Below are 19,911 nucleotides of genomic sequence, written 5' to 3'. Positions count from 1 at the left end.
AATTACTCAATTGGTAGATTTTTAGTATTATCAATTATTTTATCAGTTTTAGTGGGCAGTTGCTTTTTCACAGTTACATTAACATTAATAGTCAATACTTCAAACCAAGAGCATGATACAGGTATTAAAAGAATAATAAATAATAATACACTAATCAATAATACAATTATTTTTTTCATTAAATACCTCCTTGCTATTAAGGAACTAAATTTGCCTGTTCAGCTATAATGGTATATGTTTTATTTATATATTCATCTTCTCCATTAAGAGTTAAAACTACATGTCCACGATTTTGCATATGTTTTTTAATTAGTGACGTCTGTAAATAAACCTCACTATTTTTGGTTATGCATTTTATTGGGGTACTACCGTTATTTCGAATAAAATAAGTAATAATCATTTCCCTTGGAGAGCTTTTTTCATCAGTTATAGTAATAGTACCGTTAATATTAAGTTCATTAGCACTATAGGTGCAAGAAAGATTGTTAGCATAAGCGCCACAAAATTGAGGGTCAATGTCACCCATAGAAATTTTATTTATTGATTTAAACGTGCCATTCCAATGTGCATAGGCTATACCAATTACATTAAGAGATATAATAGCTGTGATAATCAATACGTGTACTTTAAATATCTGAGTACTTTTTCTTCTCATACGAACACCTCTATAGATTTTTGTATACCTTTGGATCGTAGTATTTTTTATTGTTTTTAATTATTTTAATAGCGTTTAATAGATTTTTAGGTGAACTCTTTTTATAGATATAACCATCTATATCAAATTTTTTAGCTTTATTAAAATCTTCTATTTTAGTAGAATTAGAAAGTATTACAAAACTGCTTTTTATATCATATTTTCTAGTTTTACTGATTATATCAAGACCACTTTCCTTTCCTAATCTCAAATCAATAAAAACCATTTCAGGATTATGGATTTTTACCATTTGTACAGCATCATGTACATTAGAAGCATAAAAAATTCTATCAATATTGTGATCAAGTGATAATATCGAGCTTATATTTTTTCTAATGATAGGATGATCATCAACCACAAGAACTTTCAATGGATAGCCTCCTTTGTACGTTTTTTTGGTATACTTCTTCTTAAATTATATTAGAATGTAAATATATTTATTCCAATAAGAGAAAATGCTTGTTTATATGATAGTACTTTGATTGTAGTGACTACAACAAAAAAACATGTACACATATATATATAAACATAATTGGTTAAAAAAGTCAAAAATAATTTTTGTAATGGAGCTCAAGGCAGTTAAATTTAAAAAATATAATGTATTAATAGTTCAATTTACTTGCTATTGAGTATATTTTTTCTTAGAATCTTTTATACAAGTACAAAAAAAGATGAACGAATAATTATTATATTATGAAATTGTTGTACAAAAGGATATGAAAAATCAATATAAATGAGAGAAAAGTACTTTTCAAGCTGAAATATTATTATAAGAAAATATAATTATGGAAAAACAAAAATTTTGGTATAAATATAATACTCAATGTGAATATGATTTAAAACGAGATGAATTGTTATGTTTCATGGAAAGAATTTGGGGATGTCTTATAAGACATCCCCGACTAGTTTTAACCTCTCTCAAAACTACCACAATCAGTATGTTCCTTACTACAGCATTCACCGCCATGTTTAACAACCTGAATGTGAGGAAGTGTACATTGCTGTACAGTTTTAGCATGATATTTACATTCAGTTACTGTACATCCAATACATTCATTACTATGCATAAATTCACCTCCTTAAAAGGTTTCACAAATATTATTAGACATATAAGATTTTTTATTCTTAAAAAAAATTAATTCAAATATAAACCAAAATAAATGTTACAAAAATGTAAAAAAATCTTGACGAATTACATATTATGGATATATACTAAAAATAGATAAGCTTATCAAACTTTTATTTATATCTGAACCTAATATACAAAATTAAATTGTTATTTGATTGTCTTCTTAAATTTTTTAAAGATAATTCAAAGAATTGTATGGTTTAGCGACTTAATGAAATCGAGCTATAGATATTACAATGATTCATCCAAGTTATTATACAATTGATGAACTCTATATAAGAGTAATCCAAAGTATTATGGTATGATCGGAAAAGAAGTTGAAGCAGACAAAGCATATAATTTCTCTAATTTATGATAAGTAAAATAAGAAAATATAGGAGGTAATTTTTTTGTTAAAGAAAATTTTAATTTTTACACTTTCAATTCTGTTTGTGTTGAATCCGTTAGCAGTGACAAAAGTAGTAGCGCACAGCGGGGTAAATACCAATTTAGAAGTAGTAAGCAAGTTAAAATCTCCTAACGAGTCGTTAAAAACTGTTGATGTAGGACAACCAGTATATGAATATGGAAAAAATGCATTTGTAATGATAGCGTCAATAACAGTTAAGGTTACAACACCTTGTGATGATGAATGGAGAAGCAAATATTCATCATGGAAAAATGAAGCATATAAATCAGTTGAGCGAGCAGATGATGAACTGCTATCAAAATTTGGAATTGATTTTACTGTAACATCTCAGCCAGCATGGTCATCTTCACAGACAACCGCTATTGGGTTACTAGATGAGGCATATGATGAACATGGAACAGGTGGTGCTGATTTAATGATTGCTTTCTCTGGAAGGAAGCCTAGCGATGCCTCTGTAGCTGGAATGGGATATTTAGGTGAACCGGGATGTATAATATTTGATAATGGATATAATATAAATGCTGAAACAGTTCAACATGAAGTTGGACATAACTATGGATTATCCCATTGTCAAGATGAATCAGATCCTTCATATGATGGAAGCAATTGTGTAATGACTGCAACGGGATTTGGATATATAGGCAAGTTCTGTACTGGACATTATAACCAATGGTATAGTAATAAGAGTAAATATTAGGATACAGTTTGGGATGCCTTAAAAGGCATCCCTTAATATAACTGATTTTATACAGACACAATATAAATGGAGGTGAAGTAGTGTTTTCAGGTAAGACAAATAAGGTTTTAGCAATTGTATGCATAATTATTATTGTAGGGGTATTTTACATAGGCTATAAACGTATTGAAGAAAGCAATAAAATAGTAGCTAAAGTAAATAATGAGCCAATTTATAGAGAAGACATAGAAAGAGTTATAAAGTTAAATTCAAATACTTCAAGTAGTAACAATATAACAGAAAAGGACATAATCAATGCTGCAATAAAGGAAATGCTTGTAATACAAGAAGCAAAAACTATTGGAATTGAAATATCTGATGATGAATTAGAAAAATCAATAATGATGCTTAAGAATGAACATGCTGACTTATATGAAATTGTAATAAAACAATATGAGTCAGAAGAAAATTATAAACAAAAACTAAGAAATAAATATATATTTGATGCTATAAAAGAAAGAGTTGTTCAAAAATATTATAAAGAGAATCCAGTGAATAAAAGTAGTATAATAAAAGAAATACCTAAATATTTCGATGTAGATATAAAAAAGCTTTCTAAGAAGGAGATAGAATCATTAACACAGCAATTGATGTACTTAAAGAACAAATCAAAAATAGATTATTACTTTGGTACATGGGTTGATTCATTGTCAAAGAAATATAATATAGAGTATTTTTACGAAGATGATAACCTAACAAAATTACCTGAATTGTATACTTATGAAATGGCAGTAGCAAATAACGATGTGATCTGGACACATGATAAAACCTACAATAAAGAATTGTTAGATGCTTTTGTTAAAGATATAAACAACAAAAACACAAGTAAAATTAGAATTGTTACGTTTACAAAAGAAGGGGATGCTATTATAATACATTTAAAATACAATGGTAAACAGATAGAAGCAACAATAGATAGCACTCGAGATAAATTTTCAAAAGAACCTCAAATAAGAACTGAGATATTTGATAAAATTGATATAGAAGAAGTTTTTAATGACCACTATAATAAAACTTTTATAAAGTATTATTTGGTTAAAGGAGACGCGAGTAAAATCCTAATATTTCAGCAAACAAAAGAATAAAGATACACTTAATTATATAAAAAATAAGAGGCTGTCTAAAGAGACACACCTCTTATTTTTTATTAATAATTTTTATTTAAAATTCTAAGAGAATTCAATATAGCAAGTATAGTAACTCCAACATCTGCAAATACAGCTTCCCACATATTTGCTAGTCCTATGGCACCTAGAATCATTACAATTAATTTGATGCCTAGAGCAAAGATAATGTTCTGCCATATTATAGCTCTCGTTTTTCTTGCAATTGTAATAGCACGAGGGATTTTTGATAGCTCATCGGTCATTAGTACGACGTCAGAGGCTTCTATTGCAGCATCTGAGCCTAGTCCTCCCATAGAAAACCCTATATCTGCTCTTGCGAGTACTGGGGCATCGTTTATACCATCACCAACAAAACCAACCGATTTATTATTTGTATTTTTATCTAGAATATTTTCAAATATGCTAACCTTGTCTTGAGGTAATAAATTTGAGTGAACATCTTGTATATTCAGCATAGAAGCTACTTTATCAGCAGTATATTTGTTGTCGCCAGTTAGCATGGTAATATTCTTGATGTTTAACTTTTGAAGGCTATCAATAGCTTCTTTAGAATCTTTTTTAATCTCATCAGTTATTACAATATAACCTTGATAAACATCGTCAACAGCCATATAAACTATAGTTCCATATGCATCAATTCTATTTATTTTTATGTTTTTAGTTTTCATGAACCTTTCATTTCCAGCAGTAACCAACTTATTATTTACTATAGCTTCAACACCATGGCCTGCCTTTTCTTTATAATCCTTTATAATAGATTCATCAATATCCTTATCATAAGCCTTTTTGATAGATTTTGCTATAGGATGATTTGAATAAGCTTGAACATATGCACCGTAATAAAGGAGGCTATATTTATCTAAGTTATTTTCAGGTACCACTGAAGAAACAATAAAATTACCCTTAGTTAAAGTTCCTGTTTTATCAAAAACAATGCTATTTAAATTAGCAAGTGCTTCAAGAAAATTACCACCTTTAATTAAAACTCCAACACTGGAGGCCTTTCCTATACCAGCAAAGTAACCGAGTGGTATTGATACAACTAAAGCACAAGGGCAAGATACAACTAAGAAAAGAGCCCCTCTATAAAGCCAAGTTGAAAATGACTTTCCAAATAAAAGACTAGGGACAACAGCTATTAAAAAAGCTACAATAACAACAGTAGGTGTATAGTACCTGGCAAATTTAGTCATAAATTTTTCAGTATCAGCTTTTTTATCAGCAGAGTTTTCAACTAAATCTAGTATTCTGGCAATAGTTGAATCTTCATATTTTTTAGTTACTTTGACAGTTATAACATTGCCTTTATTTATGAATCCGCTGTATACACTTTCACCAGTGGTTATGCTTTTTGGTACGGATTCACCTGTTATAGCAGAAGTATCAAAAGTAGTCTTACCTTCAACGACTACAGAATCAAGAGGTACTCTTTCGCCAGATTTTACAATTAGTAAATCGCCTACATTAACGCTTTCAGGATCAACTTTAATAGTACCATTTGTTGTTTTCAGATTCGCATATTCTGGTTTCATATCTATTAGAGATGATATAGAGTTTCTAGAGTGATTTACAGCTTTGCTTTCCATTATTTGACCTATCTTATAAAAGAGCATAACGGCAAGTGCTTCGGGATATTCGCCAATAAAGAAAGCACTGAGGGATGCTATACTCATTAGTAGACCTTCGTCAACAATTCTACCTTTAAATAGCCCTTTTACAGCATCAATTAAAACATTGTAACCAAATACTAGATAGCCTATAGAAAATATGATTAATTCTATGTTTTTATCCAGATTAAATAAAAGACCTATAGCAAAAAAGATACTACCAATAATAAGTGATGCGATAGTTTTTTTATCTAATTTATCATCATGACTATGATCATGGTCATGTCCGTGGCTATCACTATGATTGTGGTCATCATGTGTGTGTGCATGGTCTAATCCACAACCACATTCATGATTATGTGAGCGGTCATGGTCGTGGTTACAACCACAAGAACTCGTTACTTTTTGAGCTTTGTCACCTTCTGCTATACTAACATCAGACTCAACAGATTGAATTAGAGATATGATATTTTGTAACTCAGAAGATATATCATATCCATCAGCTAATGTTATTTTTAGCTTACTAGTAGCAACATTTATAGTAGTATTTTTTATATATGATTGCTTTTTTAGAGCACGCTCGATTTTTGCAGCACAGTTGCTACAATGCAAATTATTTAATGTAAATTTGTGTTCTTTGTTAACTTTAAAAGTATTATCGTGATTATGTTCGCTATGATGATCATGATGGCATTGACCACAACCGCAAGAACTCGTAGGTTTTTTATTTTTACTGTCTACAATACTAACATCAGATTCAACAGATTGAATAAGCCATACAATATCTTGAAGTTTAGAAGACATATCTATCCCATCTGCTAAAGTTATTTTTAACTTACTAGTAGCAACATTTATAGTAGCGCTTTTTATATATGTTTGCTTATTTAAAGCACGTTCAATTTTTGCAGCACAGTTGCTACAATGTAAGTTTTTTAAGGTAAATTTGTGCTCCATAATTTAGCACCTCCATTAACTTATATATTTATATGATTAATATGATTAAATCCTTGCTCAAGAATCTTAACAACATGGTCATCGTCAAGAGAATATAGCACTAGCTTACCTTGTTTTCTGTATTTAACTAGTCTAGACTTTTTAAGCAACCTAAGTTGATGAGATATAGCTGATTGCTTTATATTCAATATATTTGATATATCGCTTACACATAATTCAGATTTTAAGAGTATATAGAGTATTTTAATCCGAGTAGAATCACCAAATACCTTAAAAAAATCAGCCAAATCATATAAATTTTCATCTTCGGGCAATTCATTTTTTATTTTATTAACCAGTTCTTCGTTAAAAATATTACACTTGCAAGACATTACAACACCTCCTATACATGAACAAGTATTCATATGTTAATATAATAATACATCATATTATTTAGAATGGCAATATGTTTTTTGAAAAAAGTTGGATTTTATTTTAATTATTTATAGATAACATCATTAGATTGACAAAACCATTACAATAAGTTAAAATATTCATGAAATATAGGTTTTCTCCGAGCTTTTATTCCTGTTGCTCAGTGCATGGAATTTTGGCCGATAGGGTAATGTTGGAAACGATATTGCCTCCCGTTTGGAAAGGAGATAGGTATAATAGGCTTTGATTTTATAATTCTCCTTAAGATAAAGGAGTTTTTTATTTTGTAGAAATATGTAGAAAATTGTTAAAAAATAAACAATGGAGGTGCAGAGAATCAAGAAATTACTTATAATAATTTTGTTTTTAAGCTCATTATTAATCTCATGTACCAATAAAGATGAACAGTTGAATCAGTTGAATGAGTATTTTGGACAAGGATATGATATTACAAGGCAAAATGATTATGAAAATAATGATATAATTAGAGCATATAGAATAGTTAATAAGTCAAATAATAGCAGTGAGTTTGTCCAAATTGTAAATAGTAATGGTTATAAGGATAACATTAAAATAATGGTTATCATTGATGAAGAGAGTAAGAAAATCTCAAACATACATATATTACAGCATAGTGAGACAGAGGATTATGGTGGGTATGTCACCGAAGATTGGTTCACTGATAGATTCAAAAACAAGCCTATAAATCAAAGTCTAAAAACAGTCAAGATAATATCTAAAAATCCTAGGGAAATAACAGCTATAACAGGAGCAACAGTCACAAGTGAAGCAGTAGTAAAAGGAGTAAACTTATGTATACAAAACTATGGGGGTAGATAAAATGAAAAGGTTTTCAAGAAGTATTTTGCTAATCATAATGCTTGTTATAGCATTATCTGTTGTAGGATGCAAAGATAAATCAGTAAGTAGCGATGAGGCAAATAATACATCTAGTAATATAACAATAACTGGAACCAAAGGGGAAGAAATTACATTAACTATAGATGAAATAAAAGATTATAAAGAAGTATCACAGACAGTAAAGGTAGTTACATCTAGTGATGAAGAAAAAACATATGACGTAAAGGGCGTTACGCTTAATGAAATATTAAAAAAACATGATAAATCACAGGCAGATTATAACGCAGTAAGATTAATTGCAGGAGATGGTTACTCTATAGAAGTACCAAAAGAAGTAATAGCAATTAGAGAACTTATATTAGCGTATGAAATAAATGGCAAACCATTAGATGAAAAAAGCAAACCTATAAGAATAATGCTGACAGACGAGAGATCTATGTATTGCCTGAGAAATTTAAGTAAAATTGAACTAATAACTAGTACTAGAAAAAGCAATAAAGTATCAAAGGCTTTATTATTTATGTCAGCTATAAAAGATATAAAATCAGAGGATTACACATATTATGAAGCTATTGACAAGGCGATAAAGATAAAAGACTTATTAAAAAAGTATAATGTTGAGTCTGAAGAAGATGCAGTATTTATAAAATCTATAGATGGATTAGAGAAAAATGAAAATATAGATGTATTTAAAGGTGGTTATTTAAAAATTTCAGGTAAAGAAGCTCCTGCATTTTTATCACCAGACTTACCAAAGGGTATGCATGTAAAAGATATAGCAATGTTTTCATATGACAATGTAGCATTTATCAATATAAAAGCAATGATGAAAGAAGAACAGTTACCACTTATAGATCTGCTAAATAAATTAGCTTTTGACAAAGAAGAAACTATAAAAGTAGTATGTGAGGATGGATATACAAAAGAGATAACAAAAGACATGTTTAAAGCGGGATATATTTATGAAAAAGAAGGGTCATATAATATAGCTTTTAAAGATATGGCTAAAGATACGAAGATAAAATTCGTATTAAGCTTAGAATTAGTTAAATAAATAATAGAGTGGAGCAGATAAAATGACTAAAAAATATCTAGATATGTTTTCTATGTTTGATTTAGTTATCATAGCTATGATGGCAGCGCTGGGAATAGCTTCGAAAACTGTAATAGTGCCACTAGTACATATAGTCACTAGTTCACTATATATACCAGGTGGAGTTATCGCTGGAGGATTTTATATGCTTTGGATAGTGATGAGTGCAGGCATAATAAAGAAGAGATTTGCAGGCACTCTAACTGCATTTGTACAAGCTATAATGGTTATAGCCTTAGGTACATTGGGGACACATGGTATACTTAGTATTGTTACCTATAGTTTACCAGGGGTAGCTATAGATGTAGTGCTTTTATTTTCAAAAAATAGAAAATATAGTGTTGTACATTTTTTTGTAGCAGGAGCTGCTGCCAATTTGACAGGTACATTTTTATCTAATCTAGTTTTTTTTAGATTGCCATGGATACCATTAGTACTAAGTATTAGCTCTGGGAGTCTGTCAGGAGGACTAGGCGGTATAATAGCATATAACATTGTCAAAGGCTTTGGCAGATTTAATATAAATCATAAGCAAAGTAAAGGAGCGACAAATGAATAAAAAAATACTTGTTTTATGTATAAGTGTAGTTATCGTGTGTGTAATAGGTTTATTGCTTGTTATATTAAACTCTGATGACGGATACATACCTCAGCTAAAAGTAGTAGGAGATGTAGAGAAGTGTATTGATGTAAGTGATGAATCTATAGATTATAAAGAATACACTATAAAGCACAACGAAAAATCGTATACTGCTATAAAGCTAGAAGATATTTTATCAAATTCTAATGTATATGATGAAAGTTATGATGTACTGTTAGTGAGCTATGATGGACGTTTTTCAAGAATAAATAGTAGCCAAATAAGTAACAGCTATATATCATTTGACAATGAATATGGATATAGTTCTATAAACTTATATCATCCACCAAGTGCAAATATAAAGTTATTAAAAGAGATTGTAGTAGTTTCAAAAAATAAATCTTTAGAACATGATTTTAATATAATAACTAGTGATAAAAATTTACTTAGTATATCTGTAGGTAATTTTATAGCTGGAGAAACAAAACAGATAACATTTACAGACGGGAAAGCTACTAAAAATGTAAATGGCACTAAATATAACGTAGAGGTTTTTAAAAAAAGACGCTGTATAAAAGCTGATGACTTAATTGATATAGATTATGAAAAAAGAAATATAGTAATGGGAGAACAAGGAGACTATCAGCTATTAGAAAAAGAAGATTTTTTAGAGATAAAAGATAATTATGTAAATCTACTATCGCAAAATGGTAAGGTTAAAGTTAAAAAAGCAAAGGGAATATACATAAATGCAGTTTTAAAAAGTAATATGGATGTTTATTATGATGCACTACATTATATAGAAAATGGCGAAAAAGTAATGTTTATATTTTTAGACGGATTTTCATATAAGCAATATAAATATTGCAAAGAAAACGGAGTTATACCATTTATAGAAAAGCAAAGAGTTCAGATAGCTAGTTCCATATATAAACCAGTTACAAATGCAGGTTTTGCTGCTATGATAACGGGGAAAAGTCCACAGGTGAACGGTGTTTATTCTAGAAAACAAAAAGATTTGAAAGTACCGAGTATATTCGGTAAATTGATAGAAATGAATAAAAAAGCTGTGCTCATTGAAGGTAATATAAAGATACTAAATACAGAAATAGAGCCTATGCTCAATCTAGATAAAAACAACAACAATACCACAGATGATGAAATATTTATTACAGCCAAATCTATGATAAAAGAGGATAATGATTTTGTATTAGTTCATTTTCATGGTATTGATGACAAAGGGCATAGTTTTGGGGATTTAGCAGATGAGACCATAGAAGATATTAGATTGCATGATGAGTATGTAAAACAGCTAGTTGAAAATTTTGATGGCAAGGTTATCATAACAGCTGATCATGGGATGCATAGCACTGAATCAGGAGGAACACATGGAGATTTTAGATATGAGGATTTAATAGTGCCTTATATGATTATAGATTAATCAAAGGAGGAAATTATTCATGAATAAAAAATTACTAGTAGTAATAGGGGTGCTTTTAGTTATAATAGGGGTCACTGCATATCTTAATTCAGACAACCTAAATGAAAAGAAGAGGTTACAAAAAGATGCTATTGTTGTACTTAAAATGGGAGATAAAGAAGTTAAGTACACAATGGATGATGTAACATCAGTAAAAGAAGAAGAATTTAAAGCAAATTTAAAGACCAATGGTAAAGAGCCTATAGAGTATACGTATTCAGGGGTTGAGCTAAATAAGCTCATAGAAAAAGCAGGATTTAACACAGACACAAAAGATACAGTTATCACACAATCAGTAGATGGTTACACTATAGCCCTTAGTTTAGAAGAAGTTAAGAAACCATCAAACGTATACGTAGTTTATAAAAGAGAAGGAGAAGGACTTGGCACAAAAGAAGACGGAGGAAAAGGCCCATACATGACAATAATCAGAGAAGATAAATTTAGTCAAAGAAGATGTAAATACTTAACTATAGTAGAGATAAAATAATGTACGCATTAGAAATAGAGAACTTAACATATATGTATCCACAAAGTAATAGAGTGATACTAGAAAATGTGGAGCTAAAAGTTTCAAAAGGACAGATAATAGGGATAATAGGGCTGAGCGGAGATGGAAAAAGCACACTTTGTAACATAATGACTGGGATAATCCCACACGTTTATGGTGGCAATATACAAGGAAAAGTCAAACTCTTTGGTAAAGACATAAGTACTATGACAATACCAAAGATAGCAACTAAAGTAGGCATAGTATTTCAAGATCCAGATTCTCAGCTTTTTTCGCCAGTAGTAGAGGATGAGATAGCATTTGGCCCCGAGAACTTATGTATGAGCAGAGAAGAGATTGGCGAAAGAATAAAGGAGTCATTAGAGTTTACATCAATGAGCAAGTACAGATATGAGAATCCCAATAATCTATCAGGAGGACAAAAACAACTTATAGCTATAGCATCAGTGCTCAGTATGAAGCCAGATATTTTTATATTTGATGAAGTGTTTTCTCAAATAGATAAAGAAGGTAAGAATAAGCTGAGAAAAGTTATAACTAGTTTGAAAAGAGACAACAAGACAATTATAATGGTTGAACATGATTATAAGAATTTAGACATATGTGATAAAGTAATGATATTAAAAGATAAGAAGCTCCATGAATGTTATGATAAAAAATACTCTAGTTTAATTAAATTACTAGACTAACACAAGAGGATTGATTGAGTGGATTATATAATTTTAGAGAATGTAAGCTATGGTTATAAGCAAGAGTATAATGTGCTAGATGATGTCAATATCTCACTTAAAGCAGGAGAATGTACAATGATAGTAGGTGCTAATGGAAGTGGTAAAACAACATTTAGCAAGATAATTAGTGGAATAATAAAACCTAATACAGGCAGAGTTTTAATTGATGGTACAGATACTAAAAAAATGAGTTTAGGTGAAATAGGAAAGAAAATAGGTTATCTTTTTCAAAACCCCGAGAAGCAAATATTTACACATACAGTTTATGACGAACTATCATTTATATTGAAATTAAAAAAATTGGATCAAAAATTAGTATATGAAGAAGTATATAAAAAGCTTAAAGAATTTGAATTACTTAAGCTAAAAGACGCTTTTCCGTTTAATCTTAGTCAAGGCGAGAAACAGAGACTAGCTATCGCATCCATACTAATAAATGATGTTAAATACATAATCATGGACGAACCAACAACAGGACTTGATATAAAGAGGAAGGAAAAATTATCAGAAATTATAGATAATTTAAAAAATAATGGGATAGGCTTTGCAGTTATAAGCCATGATGAAGACTTTATAAATAGGCATGCAGATAGAATACTAGCTGTTGAAGACAGAGAGGTCGTAGAATATGATAGCTAAAAACATAGATCCACGAACAAAATTGTTTATAGTATTATGCCTATCATCTATAGGAGTAATAATCAAAGATATATATATAATGATGTTCATATTGATATTATCAGTAATCATATGTAGGTTATTTGAGTGCAATTTATATTCGTATTATAAAAAACTTAAAGGAATGTTTAAAATAATATTAGTAATTGCTATAGTTCAGAGTATATTCACCAAATCAGGTAGTAGTATAGTATCTATTGCAGGAGTTAGATTACTAACTACAGGAGGAATAATGAAATCAGTGATGTTTATATTAAGACTTTCTATAGTGTTAATATCGGCAGCTATAATATCTACATCTAATTATAGAGAAATAGTGCAAGGCTTAGTTCAGATGAAGATTCCATATGAGATAGCCTTTATGGTATCTGTAGGCATTAGGTTTTTGCCCATAATGAAAGAGGAATTCACAGATGCTCTGATTGCTATACAGCTACGGGGTATAGAGATAGATAAAATATCACTTAAAGATAAGCTCAAGATTTACTCATATATATTTACACCAGTAATAGCAGGGAGTATGATTAAAGCAAGAAGACTATCAATAACAATGGAAACAAGAGCTTTTAGAGCATATAAAACTAGGACTAGCTATAATATTTTAGAGTTAAATAAAATAGATTACATGGTTATGTTGAGTACAGCATTAATAAGTATAGTTATAGTTATAACATATATTCTATGGCTAAGATAAAGGACGGTGTGATATGAAAGTATTTTCAGTTATAGGCATTTCAAAATCTGGAAAGACAACAACAATAGAGAATATAATCAAAGCACTAAGAAATAAGCGATATACAGTAGGTTCAGTAAAAGAAATACATTACGAAAAATTTGAGATAGATACAGAAGGGACTAATACATATAGACACAAGAAAGCGGGAGCAGAGCTAGTAACAGCAAGAGGAATGTATGAAACAGATATACTATATCAAGAGAAGTTAGATATAGCTAAGATATTAAAAGCATATAACCATGAATATGTTGTGCTAGAGGGTGTTAAAGACATAAATGCACCAAGAATCATAACAGCACATACTACTGACGAAATAGATAAGCTTCTAGATGATAGGGTGTTTGCAATATCAGGGAAAATATCAAATCAAATAAATGAGTACAAGGGGATACCAGTTGTAAACTCATTAAATAGAGTGGAAGAACTAGTAGCATTGATAGAAGAAAAGGTTTTTGAAAGATTGCCAAACTTTTCAAAAAAATGTTGTGGTGAGTGTGGATATAGCTGTCAGGAACTTTGTGAGATGATAATAAAAGGCATTGCCAAAAGAAAAGATTGCATATTAAAAACTGATAATATAAAGCTGAGTATAGAAGATAAAGATATTACGATGGTTCCGTTTGTTCAAGACATACTGAGAAACGCTGTACTTGCAGTAGTAAAAGAGCTAGAGGGTTATAAAGAAGGTGCTAAAATAAACATACAAATAGGTGAGGATTTTGATAAATAAAGAGTTATCAAATAACATAGAGCTGAAACACAGATTTAAAAGTAAGAAGAACATCGTTTATAGTGGCGTACTTAAAAACGAAAAAAAAGAATGTGTAATAAAAGTATATAAAAAGTTAATGTGCAGAGATAACGAGGTATTTTGGCTAGAGAATCTGCAAAATGTTAAAATCCCATTGTTATATGAAAAGAAAAGCGATTATATTATTATGCAATACATACATGGAGATTTATTGATAGATAGGATAGAGAAGTTAGAATTAAATAATAACTTGCAGTATCAATCGCTAATAAATCATATTTGTCATTGGTTTGAGGATTTTTATAAAGCGTGCTACAGCATAAAAGGAGAAAAATACATACTGTATGATGTTAATCTGCGTAATTTTATAATAGGTAAAGAGCTACATGCAGTAGATTTTGAAGAGTGCAAGAAAGGTGACTACGAGCAAGATATAGGTAGGTTATGTGCGTTTATATTGACGTATAGACCAGAGTTTACAGATTGGAAGATAAGCTTTGCAAAAGATGTGTACGATATGTTTATATGCAAAATAAAGCTAGATAGAGTACTCGTTAAAAAATATATGTTGAGAGAGTTTGATGATATTGAAAGGAGAAGGAATCAAAAACTATCTATTGTGGATAAAGATATTATAAAGAATAGTTGGTAGCTAATAGATGACAATACAAATCTTCTTTACAAAGAAATCATTATAGAATATAATAAGAACAAAAGTTCGATTAGAGGGGAGTGTTAACATGGAAAAATATCAGAAAATATTGGACATTGTAAACGAAGAATTGTCTTGCTCAGCTCATAAGATAGATCATGTTATGCGAGTATATAATCTGTGTAAGTTAATAGCAAGTGGTGAAGAAGATGTGGATATAGAGGTGCTTAGTATTTCAGCATTATTGCATGATATTGCTAGAGTAAAAGAAAGCAAAGATATAACGGGTAAAGTAGATCATGCAATACTCGGAGGGCAGATGGCAGAGGATTTACTATCAGAGCTTGGATATGAAGATGCTTTTATAAAGAAAGTAAAGCATTGCATAACAACACATAGATTTAGAACAGGCAACCTACCAAATAGTAAAGAAGCTAAGATATTATATGATGCAGATAAAATAGATGCTATAGGCGCAGTTGGGATAGCACGATGCTTTATGCTATCAGGACAATTCAGGCAAAGGCTAATGATAGATGAACCACTAGAGGAATACATAAAAAACAATATCACAGAAAATGGTAGACTAAAAGACTTAAGTAAACACTCACCGATAATTGAGTACGAACTAAAATTCAAGAAGATACCTAGTCAGATGCATACAACCAAAGGCAAAGAAATAGCATTAGAGAGACTGGAATATATGAATAAATTTTATGAAAGATTGAAAAATGAGATAACTGGCACAGAATAAAATTAATAAAATATAAATTTAGCCTAACAAAATAAAGCCAAATTAATGATGGCTTTATTTTGTTTTGCATCTATAAAAAAGCACAGGTGATTCAACTGAGTTTTTGAATAATAATACATTTCTTTATTCATTAGTGTATAATATATTAATACAGCAAAAAGTTAATAAAAGTAATAGTATAAGATATTATTTACTGAATATAGTTTAACAATTTAAAACTAAACCTAACTAAAGTGAGTCCGATATATGTTGAATAGTTAGAAGAATTGAATATAGAAAAATATAAGTAAGGGAGGAATGTAAATGATAAAAAGATTCAAGAGAATATTAGTAGCCAATAGAGGCGAAATAGCAATAAGAGTGTTTAGAGCATGTAGTGAATTAGGAATAAGAACCGTTGCCATATATTCAGAAGAAGACAAATTATCATTGTTTAGGACTAAAGCAGATGAGTCATATTTAGTAGGGAAAAATAAAGGACCGGTGGAATCTTATCTAGATATAGATGAGATAATAAAGTTAGCTCGTAAAAAAGGTGTAGATGCAATACATCCAGGCTATGGTTTTTTATCTGAGAATGCAGAGTTTGCACGCAAATGTAAACAAGCAGATATAGAGTTTATAGGGCCGACACATGAAATGATGGATAAGATGGGCGATAAAATCAAATCCAAAATAGTGGCTAAAAAAGTAAATGTACCAACAATACCAGGTGTTGAAAAGCCTATCAAGTCTGATGAAGAAGCTATTAGTTTTGCAGAGCAATGTGGTTATCCAGTGATACTTAAAGCTGCCGCAGGTGGCGGTGGTAGAGGAATGAGGATAGTAAAAGAACCAAAAGAACTGTTAAGTGAATTTATAAGTGCTAAAAACGAAGCGAAAAAGGCATTCGGAATAGACGATATTTTTATTGAAAAATATCTAGAAAACCCAAAGCATATAGAAGTGCAAATATTAGGTGACAAATACGGAAATATAGTGCATCTATACGAAAGAGATTGTTCAATACAAAGAAGACACCAAAAGCTTATCGAATACACACCAGCCTTTTCATTATCAGAGGATAAGAGAAATCAAATATGCGAGGATGCTATAAAAATAGCCAAAGCGGTAGATTATTTAAATGCAGGAACAGTAGAGTTCTTGATAGACAAATACGGAAACCATTATTTTATAGAGATGAATCCAAGGATACAGGTAGAGCATACAATTACAGAAATGGTCACAGGGATAGATATAGTACAAAGTCAGATATTGATAGCACAGGGATATTCACTAAAATCGGATGAAATAGGCATTTATTCACAGCAAGACATACAGCCAAGAGGGTACTCAATACAATGTAGAGTTACAACAGAAGATCCGTCAAACAACTTTGCACCAGATACAGGCAAGATAGATGTGTATAGAACAAGTGGAGGTTTTGGTATTAGATTAGATGGTGGTAATGGATTTACAGGTGGAACAATAAGTCCATACTATGATAGTTTGTTAGTAAAAACTACATCGCTATCAAGGTCATTTAAAGATGCAGCAAGAAAAGCTATAAGAGCTATAAAAGAACAAAAGATAAGAGGTATTAAAACCAATGCAGATTTTTTAATAAATGTGCTTAACAACGAGGAATTTTTAAGAGGTAGAGCAGATACAAGCTTTATAAAGAACAATCCAGAATTATTGTCGACTTCTGGTAGAAAAGACAAAGAGTTAAGACTATTGACTTATATTGGTGATATAGTAGTAAATAAGACAAAAGGTGTAAAGAAAGACTATGACGTGCCTGTAGTGCCTAAAGTGAAGAAAACAAAGAGAATAGGTACTAAGCAAATATTAGAGGAGCAAGGCGCAGGTGGAGTAGTAGACTTTATAAAGAGCCAGAAAAAATTATTACTCACAGATACAACAATGAGAGATGCCCACCAATCATTGATGGCTACTAGGATGAGAACTAGAGACATGACTAAAATAGCAAAATCTACGTCTGTTCTTGCAAGTGATCTGTTCTCAGTAGAGATGTGGGGAGGAGCTACATTTGATGTAGCATATAGATTCTTAAATGAATCACCTTGGGATAGATTAGATAAGCTTAGGAAAAAGATACCTAATATATTGTTCCAGATGCTACTTAGGGGATCAAATGGAGTTGGTTATAAAAACTATCCTGATAATGTGATAAGAAGATTTATAAGACAAGCGAGTTGTAAAGGCATAGATGTATTTAGAATATTTGATTCATTAAACTGGATTGAAGGAATGAAAGTTGCCATTAACGAAGTTTTAGAGTGTGGTAAATTAGCAGAAGCCTGTATCTGCTATACAGGTGATATACTTGATGTGAAAAGAGATAAATATACACTCCAGTACTATATAAATATGGCAAAAGAGTTAGAAAAGATGGGAGTTCATATATTAGGTATAAAGGATATGTCAGCATTACTCAAGCCACATGCTGCATATAAACTCATAAAAGAACTCAAAAAAGAAATATCTATACCTATACATTTACACACTCATGATACCAGTGGAAATGGCGTAGCAACAGTGTTGATGGCAGCAGAAGCAGGAGTGGATATAGTTGATACAGCATTTAACGGCATGTCAGGACTTACTAGTCAGCCAGCTCTAAACTCAGTTGTTGCAGCATTAGAGAATACAGAAAGACAAACAGGGATTAAATTAGATGACATACAGAAATTATCTGATTACTGGAGTGCAGTAAGACCAGTATATGATGAGTTTGAGTCAGATTTAAAATCAGCTACAGCTGAGATATATAAATACGAATTGCCAGGAGGACAATACTCAAATCTTAAACCTCAAGTATCAAGTTTTGGCTTAGGACATAAATTTAAAGAAGTTAAAGAAACTTATAAAAAAGTTAATGAAATGCTAGGAGACATAATAAAAGTAACACCATCTTCTAAAGTAGTGGGAGATTTAGCAATATTTATGGTTCAAAACGATTTAGACGAAAAAAGTATATACACAAAAGGAAAAAACATGGCGTTTCCAGATTCGGTAGTTGATTATTTTGAAGGAATGATAGGTCAGCCAACTGGAGGTTTTCCAAAAGAACTACAGGAGATTGTATTAAAAGGAAAAGAGCCAATAACATGTAGACCAGGAGAGTTACTAGAAGATGAAGATTTCGATAAGATGAAGAGCTATTTAGAAGATAAATATGGTAGAAATTTCGATGAACAAGAACTTCTGAGTTATGCACTTTATCCAAAGGTGTTTGAAGACTATCTTAAAAAAGTAGACAAATACGGAGATTTGAGTAAAGTAGGCAGTGATGTATTTTTCCATGGTTTATATGAAGGAGAAACAAGTGAGGTAGAAATAGCGGAAGGTAAGAGATTAGTAATAAAATTACTTGAAGTAGGAAAGATTGACGAAGAGGGAAATAGAAGTGTTAACTTTGAGATTAATGGAAATCGTAGAGAGATCAAAATACATGATAAAGCTGCTGATAATAGCAAAAAAGAAACTTCATTTACGCAAATGGCAGATGATGAAAATGATTTAGAAATAGGTTCTAGTATCCCAGGAACAGTCGTAAAAATATTAGTTAACGAGGGTGAAGAAGTAAAAGAAAATCAACCTCTTATAGTAATAGAAGCAATGAAAATGGAGACAAATATAACCGCAACTGTGGGTGGCGTTGTTGATATTATAGCAGTAAAAGAAAATCAGCAAGTTAAATCAGGAGAATTGTTAATAAAGTTAAAGTAAAACAAAGAATCAAAAAAGAAATCTTATTCAAAGTTGACAAAATATAAGACCCTTTTGTATATTTAACAGGTATATAAAGGGGTTTTAGTATGAAAAATTTTAGGATCGTTATTTATGCGATGGGTATTAAATATAAAGGGTGAAAGCAGATATAAATGTAGAGCAACTTTTATATTAGACATAAAAATAAATCATTGACAAAAAAATAGTTATGTATTAAAATGTGTTTAATATTTAAAACGTCGATTGAGAGTAGTAGATTTGTTAAGTTGCTACAGA

20 protein-coding genes, 1 riboswitch and 1 other annotated feature (1 of these 22 cut by a window edge) are annotated in these 19,911 nt (G+C 30.5%); of the genes, 14 read left to right on the top strand and 6 right to left on the bottom strand.

Annotated elements, in window-relative coordinates; all coding sequences use genetic code 11:
• Positions 1 to 2: 2 nt before the first annotated feature.
• The 4 genes from P3X86_RS15230 to P3X86_RS15215 all read right to left on the bottom strand — a co-directional run bounded on the left by P3X86_RS15230 (position 3) and on the right by P3X86_RS15215 (position 1,761).
• Positions 3 to 179 carry a hypothetical protein gene (locus P3X86_RS15230; protein WP_483293571.1) on the bottom strand — a complete coding sequence of 59 codons (177 nt, stop codon included), beginning with the start codon at positions 177 to 179 and terminating at the stop codon, positions 3 to 5.
• A 17-nt stretch (positions 180 to 196) separates the two neighbouring features.
• Complete coding sequence (locus P3X86_RS15225) at positions 197 to 655, bottom strand: hypothetical protein (RefSeq protein WP_483293570.1); 459 nt, start codon at positions 653 to 655, stop codon at positions 197 to 199.
• 10 nt (positions 656 to 665) lie between these two features.
• The gene (locus P3X86_RS15220; RefSeq protein WP_483293569.1) at positions 666 to 1,064 is read right to left on the bottom strand and encodes a response regulator; all 399 of its coding nucleotides are present in this window, start codon (positions 1,062 to 1,064) and stop codon (positions 666 to 668) included.
• Positions 1,065 to 1,602: 538 nt separating this feature from the next.
• Positions 1,603 to 1,761, bottom strand: coding sequence for a DUF1540 domain-containing protein (locus tag P3X86_RS15215; RefSeq protein ID WP_483293568.1), 159 nt, complete (start codon positions 1,759 to 1,761; stop codon positions 1,603 to 1,605).
• A 451-nt stretch (positions 1,762 to 2,212) separates the two neighbouring features.
• Between P3X86_RS15215 and P3X86_RS15210 the strand changes: the two genes are divergently transcribed.
• Positions 2,213 to 2,929 (top strand): M12 family metallo-peptidase, encoded by a 717-nt coding sequence (locus tag P3X86_RS15210; RefSeq protein WP_483293567.1) that lies wholly within the window; start codon positions 2,213 to 2,215, stop codon positions 2,927 to 2,929.
• Positions 2,930 to 3,009: 80 nt separating this feature from the next.
• A complete protein-coding gene (locus tag P3X86_RS15205; RefSeq protein ID WP_483293566.1) occupies positions 3,010 to 4,053 on the top strand; it encodes a DUF4362 domain-containing protein in 1,044 nt (347 codons plus the stop codon).
• A 62-nt stretch (positions 4,054 to 4,115) separates the two neighbouring features.
• On the opposite strand, the gene P3X86_RS15200 is transcribed toward P3X86_RS15205, so the two are convergent.
• Together P3X86_RS15200 and P3X86_RS15195 are read right to left on the bottom strand one after the other, a co-directional pair.
• Positions 4,116 to 6,656, bottom strand: coding sequence for a heavy metal translocating P-type ATPase (locus P3X86_RS15200; RefSeq protein WP_483293565.1), 2,541 nt, complete (start codon positions 6,654 to 6,656; stop codon positions 4,116 to 4,118).
• A gap of 20 nt (positions 6,657 to 6,676) precedes the next feature.
• Positions 6,677 to 7,027 carry an ArsR/SmtB family transcription factor gene (locus tag P3X86_RS15195; RefSeq protein WP_483293564.1) on the bottom strand — a complete coding sequence of 117 codons (351 nt, stop codon included), beginning with the start codon at positions 7,025 to 7,027 and terminating at the stop codon, positions 6,677 to 6,679.
• Between the two features lie 168 nt (positions 7,028 to 7,195).
• Positions 7,196 to 7,313, top strand: a riboswitch (molybdenum cofactor riboswitch).
• Between the two features lie 165 nt (positions 7,314 to 7,478).
• Here P3X86_RS15195 and P3X86_RS15190 point away from each other — a divergent pair.
• The 12 genes from P3X86_RS15190 to P3X86_RS15135 all read left to right on the top strand — a co-directional run bounded on the left by P3X86_RS15190 (position 7,479) and on the right by P3X86_RS15135 (position 19,632).
• A complete protein-coding gene (locus tag P3X86_RS15190; protein ID WP_483293563.1) occupies positions 7,479 to 7,910 on the top strand; it encodes an RnfABCDGE type electron transport complex subunit G in 432 nt (143 codons plus the stop codon).
• A gap of 1 nt (position 7,911) precedes the next feature.
• Positions 7,912 to 8,985, top strand: coding sequence for a molybdopterin-dependent oxidoreductase (locus P3X86_RS15185; RefSeq protein ID WP_483293562.1), 1,074 nt, complete (start codon positions 7,912 to 7,914; stop codon positions 8,983 to 8,985).
• A gap of 22 nt (positions 8,986 to 9,007) precedes the next feature.
• On the top strand, positions 9,008 to 9,583 hold the full coding sequence (locus P3X86_RS15180) for an ECF transporter S component (protein ID WP_483293561.1): 576 nt from the start codon (positions 9,008 to 9,010) through the stop codon (positions 9,581 to 9,583).
• On the top strand, positions 9,576 to 11,045 hold the full coding sequence (locus tag P3X86_RS15175; protein ID WP_483293560.1) for an alkaline phosphatase family protein: 1,470 nt from the start codon (positions 9,576 to 9,578) through the stop codon (positions 11,043 to 11,045). The genes P3X86_RS15180 and P3X86_RS15175 overlap by 8 nt, the downstream gene beginning before the upstream one ends.
• Before the next feature lie 19 nt (positions 11,046 to 11,064).
• On the top strand, positions 11,065 to 11,574 hold the full coding sequence (locus P3X86_RS15170; protein WP_483293559.1) for a molybdopterin-dependent oxidoreductase: 510 nt from the start codon (positions 11,065 to 11,067) through the stop codon (positions 11,572 to 11,574).
• Positions 11,574 to 12,284: an energy-coupling factor ABC transporter ATP-binding protein gene (locus P3X86_RS15165; RefSeq protein ID WP_483293558.1), complete on the top strand. Its 711-nt coding sequence runs from the start codon at positions 11,574 to 11,576 to the stop codon at positions 12,282 to 12,284. The genes P3X86_RS15170 and P3X86_RS15165 overlap by 1 nt, the downstream gene beginning before the upstream one ends.
• Before the next feature lie 72 nt (positions 12,285 to 12,356).
• Positions 12,357 to 12,965, top strand: a complete 609-nt coding sequence (locus tag P3X86_RS15160; RefSeq protein ID WP_483293731.1) for an ABC transporter ATP-binding protein — start codon at positions 12,357 to 12,359, stop codon at positions 12,963 to 12,965.
• The gene (locus tag P3X86_RS15155) at positions 12,955 to 13,698 is read left to right on the top strand and encodes an energy-coupling factor transporter transmembrane component T family protein (protein WP_483293557.1); all 744 of its coding nucleotides are present in this window, start codon (positions 12,955 to 12,957) and stop codon (positions 13,696 to 13,698) included. Before P3X86_RS15160 ends, P3X86_RS15155 begins: the two co-directional genes overlap by 11 nt.
• Before the next feature lie 13 nt (positions 13,699 to 13,711).
• Positions 13,712 to 14,470, top strand: a complete 759-nt coding sequence (gene mobB, locus P3X86_RS15150; RefSeq protein WP_483293556.1) for a molybdopterin-guanine dinucleotide biosynthesis protein B — start codon at positions 13,712 to 13,714, stop codon at positions 14,468 to 14,470.
• On the top strand, positions 14,460 to 15,143 hold the full coding sequence (locus P3X86_RS15145; RefSeq protein WP_483293555.1) for a BUD32 family EKC/KEOPS complex subunit: 684 nt from the start codon (positions 14,460 to 14,462) through the stop codon (positions 15,141 to 15,143). Before mobB ends, P3X86_RS15145 begins: the two co-directional genes overlap by 11 nt.
• A gap of 88 nt (positions 15,144 to 15,231) precedes the next feature.
• On the top strand, positions 15,232 to 15,897 hold the full coding sequence (locus P3X86_RS15140) for an HD domain-containing protein (RefSeq protein WP_483293554.1): 666 nt from the start codon (positions 15,232 to 15,234) through the stop codon (positions 15,895 to 15,897).
• A 303-nt stretch (positions 15,898 to 16,200) separates the two neighbouring features.
• Positions 16,201 to 19,632 carry a pyruvate carboxylase gene (locus tag P3X86_RS15135; RefSeq protein ID WP_483293553.1) on the top strand — a complete coding sequence of 1,144 codons (3,432 nt, stop codon included), beginning with the start codon at positions 16,201 to 16,203 and terminating at the stop codon, positions 19,630 to 19,632.
• Between the two features lie 233 nt (positions 19,633 to 19,865).
• Positions 19,866 to 19,911 (top strand) — a binding site (T-box leader); it runs 192 nt beyond the window's last position.

Source organism: Abyssisolibacter sp. ZYX002 (assembly GCF_056892235.1).
This window is presented reverse-complemented; position numbering and strand designations above follow the sequence as displayed.

Bases quoted from the DNA above. Each gene is read 5' to 3' on its own strand.
- P3X86_RS15175 (WP_483293560.1), top strand. From the start codon at position 9,576: ATGAATAAAAAAATACTTGTTTTATGTATAAGTGTAGTTATCGTGTGT.
- P3X86_RS15140 (WP_483293554.1), top strand. From the start codon at position 15,232: ATGGAAAAATATCAGAAAATATTGGACATTGTAAACGAAGAATTGTCT.
- P3X86_RS15230 (WP_483293571.1), bottom strand. From the start codon at position 179: ATGAAAAAAATAATTGTATTATTGATTAGTGTATTATTATTTATTATT.
- mobB (WP_483293556.1), top strand. From the start codon at position 13,712: ATGAAAGTATTTTCAGTTATAGGCATTTCAAAATCTGGAAAGACAACA.
- P3X86_RS15195 (WP_483293564.1), bottom strand. From the start codon at position 7,027: ATGTCTTGCAAGTGTAATATTTTTAACGAAGAACTGGTTAATAAAATA.
- P3X86_RS15180 (WP_483293561.1), top strand. From the start codon at position 9,008: ATGACTAAAAAATATCTAGATATGTTTTCTATGTTTGATTTAGTTATC.
- P3X86_RS15165 (WP_483293558.1), top strand. From the start codon at position 11,574: ATGTACGCATTAGAAATAGAGAACTTAACATATATGTATCCACAAAGT.
- P3X86_RS15200 (WP_483293565.1), bottom strand. From the start codon at position 6,656: ATGGAGCACAAATTTACCTTAAAAAACTTACATTGTAGCAACTGTGCT.
- P3X86_RS15170 (WP_483293559.1), top strand. From the start codon at position 11,065: ATGAATAAAAAATTACTAGTAGTAATAGGGGTGCTTTTAGTTATAATA.
- P3X86_RS15135 (WP_483293553.1), top strand. From the start codon at position 16,201: ATGATAAAAAGATTCAAGAGAATATTAGTAGCCAATAGAGGCGAAATA.
- P3X86_RS15185 (WP_483293562.1), top strand. From the start codon at position 7,912: ATGAAAAGGTTTTCAAGAAGTATTTTGCTAATCATAATGCTTGTTATA.
- P3X86_RS15225 (WP_483293570.1), bottom strand. From the start codon at position 655: ATGAGAAGAAAAAGTACTCAGATATTTAAAGTACACGTATTGATTATC.
- P3X86_RS15155 (WP_483293557.1), top strand. From the start codon at position 12,955: ATGATAGCTAAAAACATAGATCCACGAACAAAATTGTTTATAGTATTA.
- P3X86_RS15215 (WP_483293568.1), bottom strand. From the start codon at position 1,761: ATGCATAGTAATGAATGTATTGGATGTACAGTAACTGAATGTAAATAT.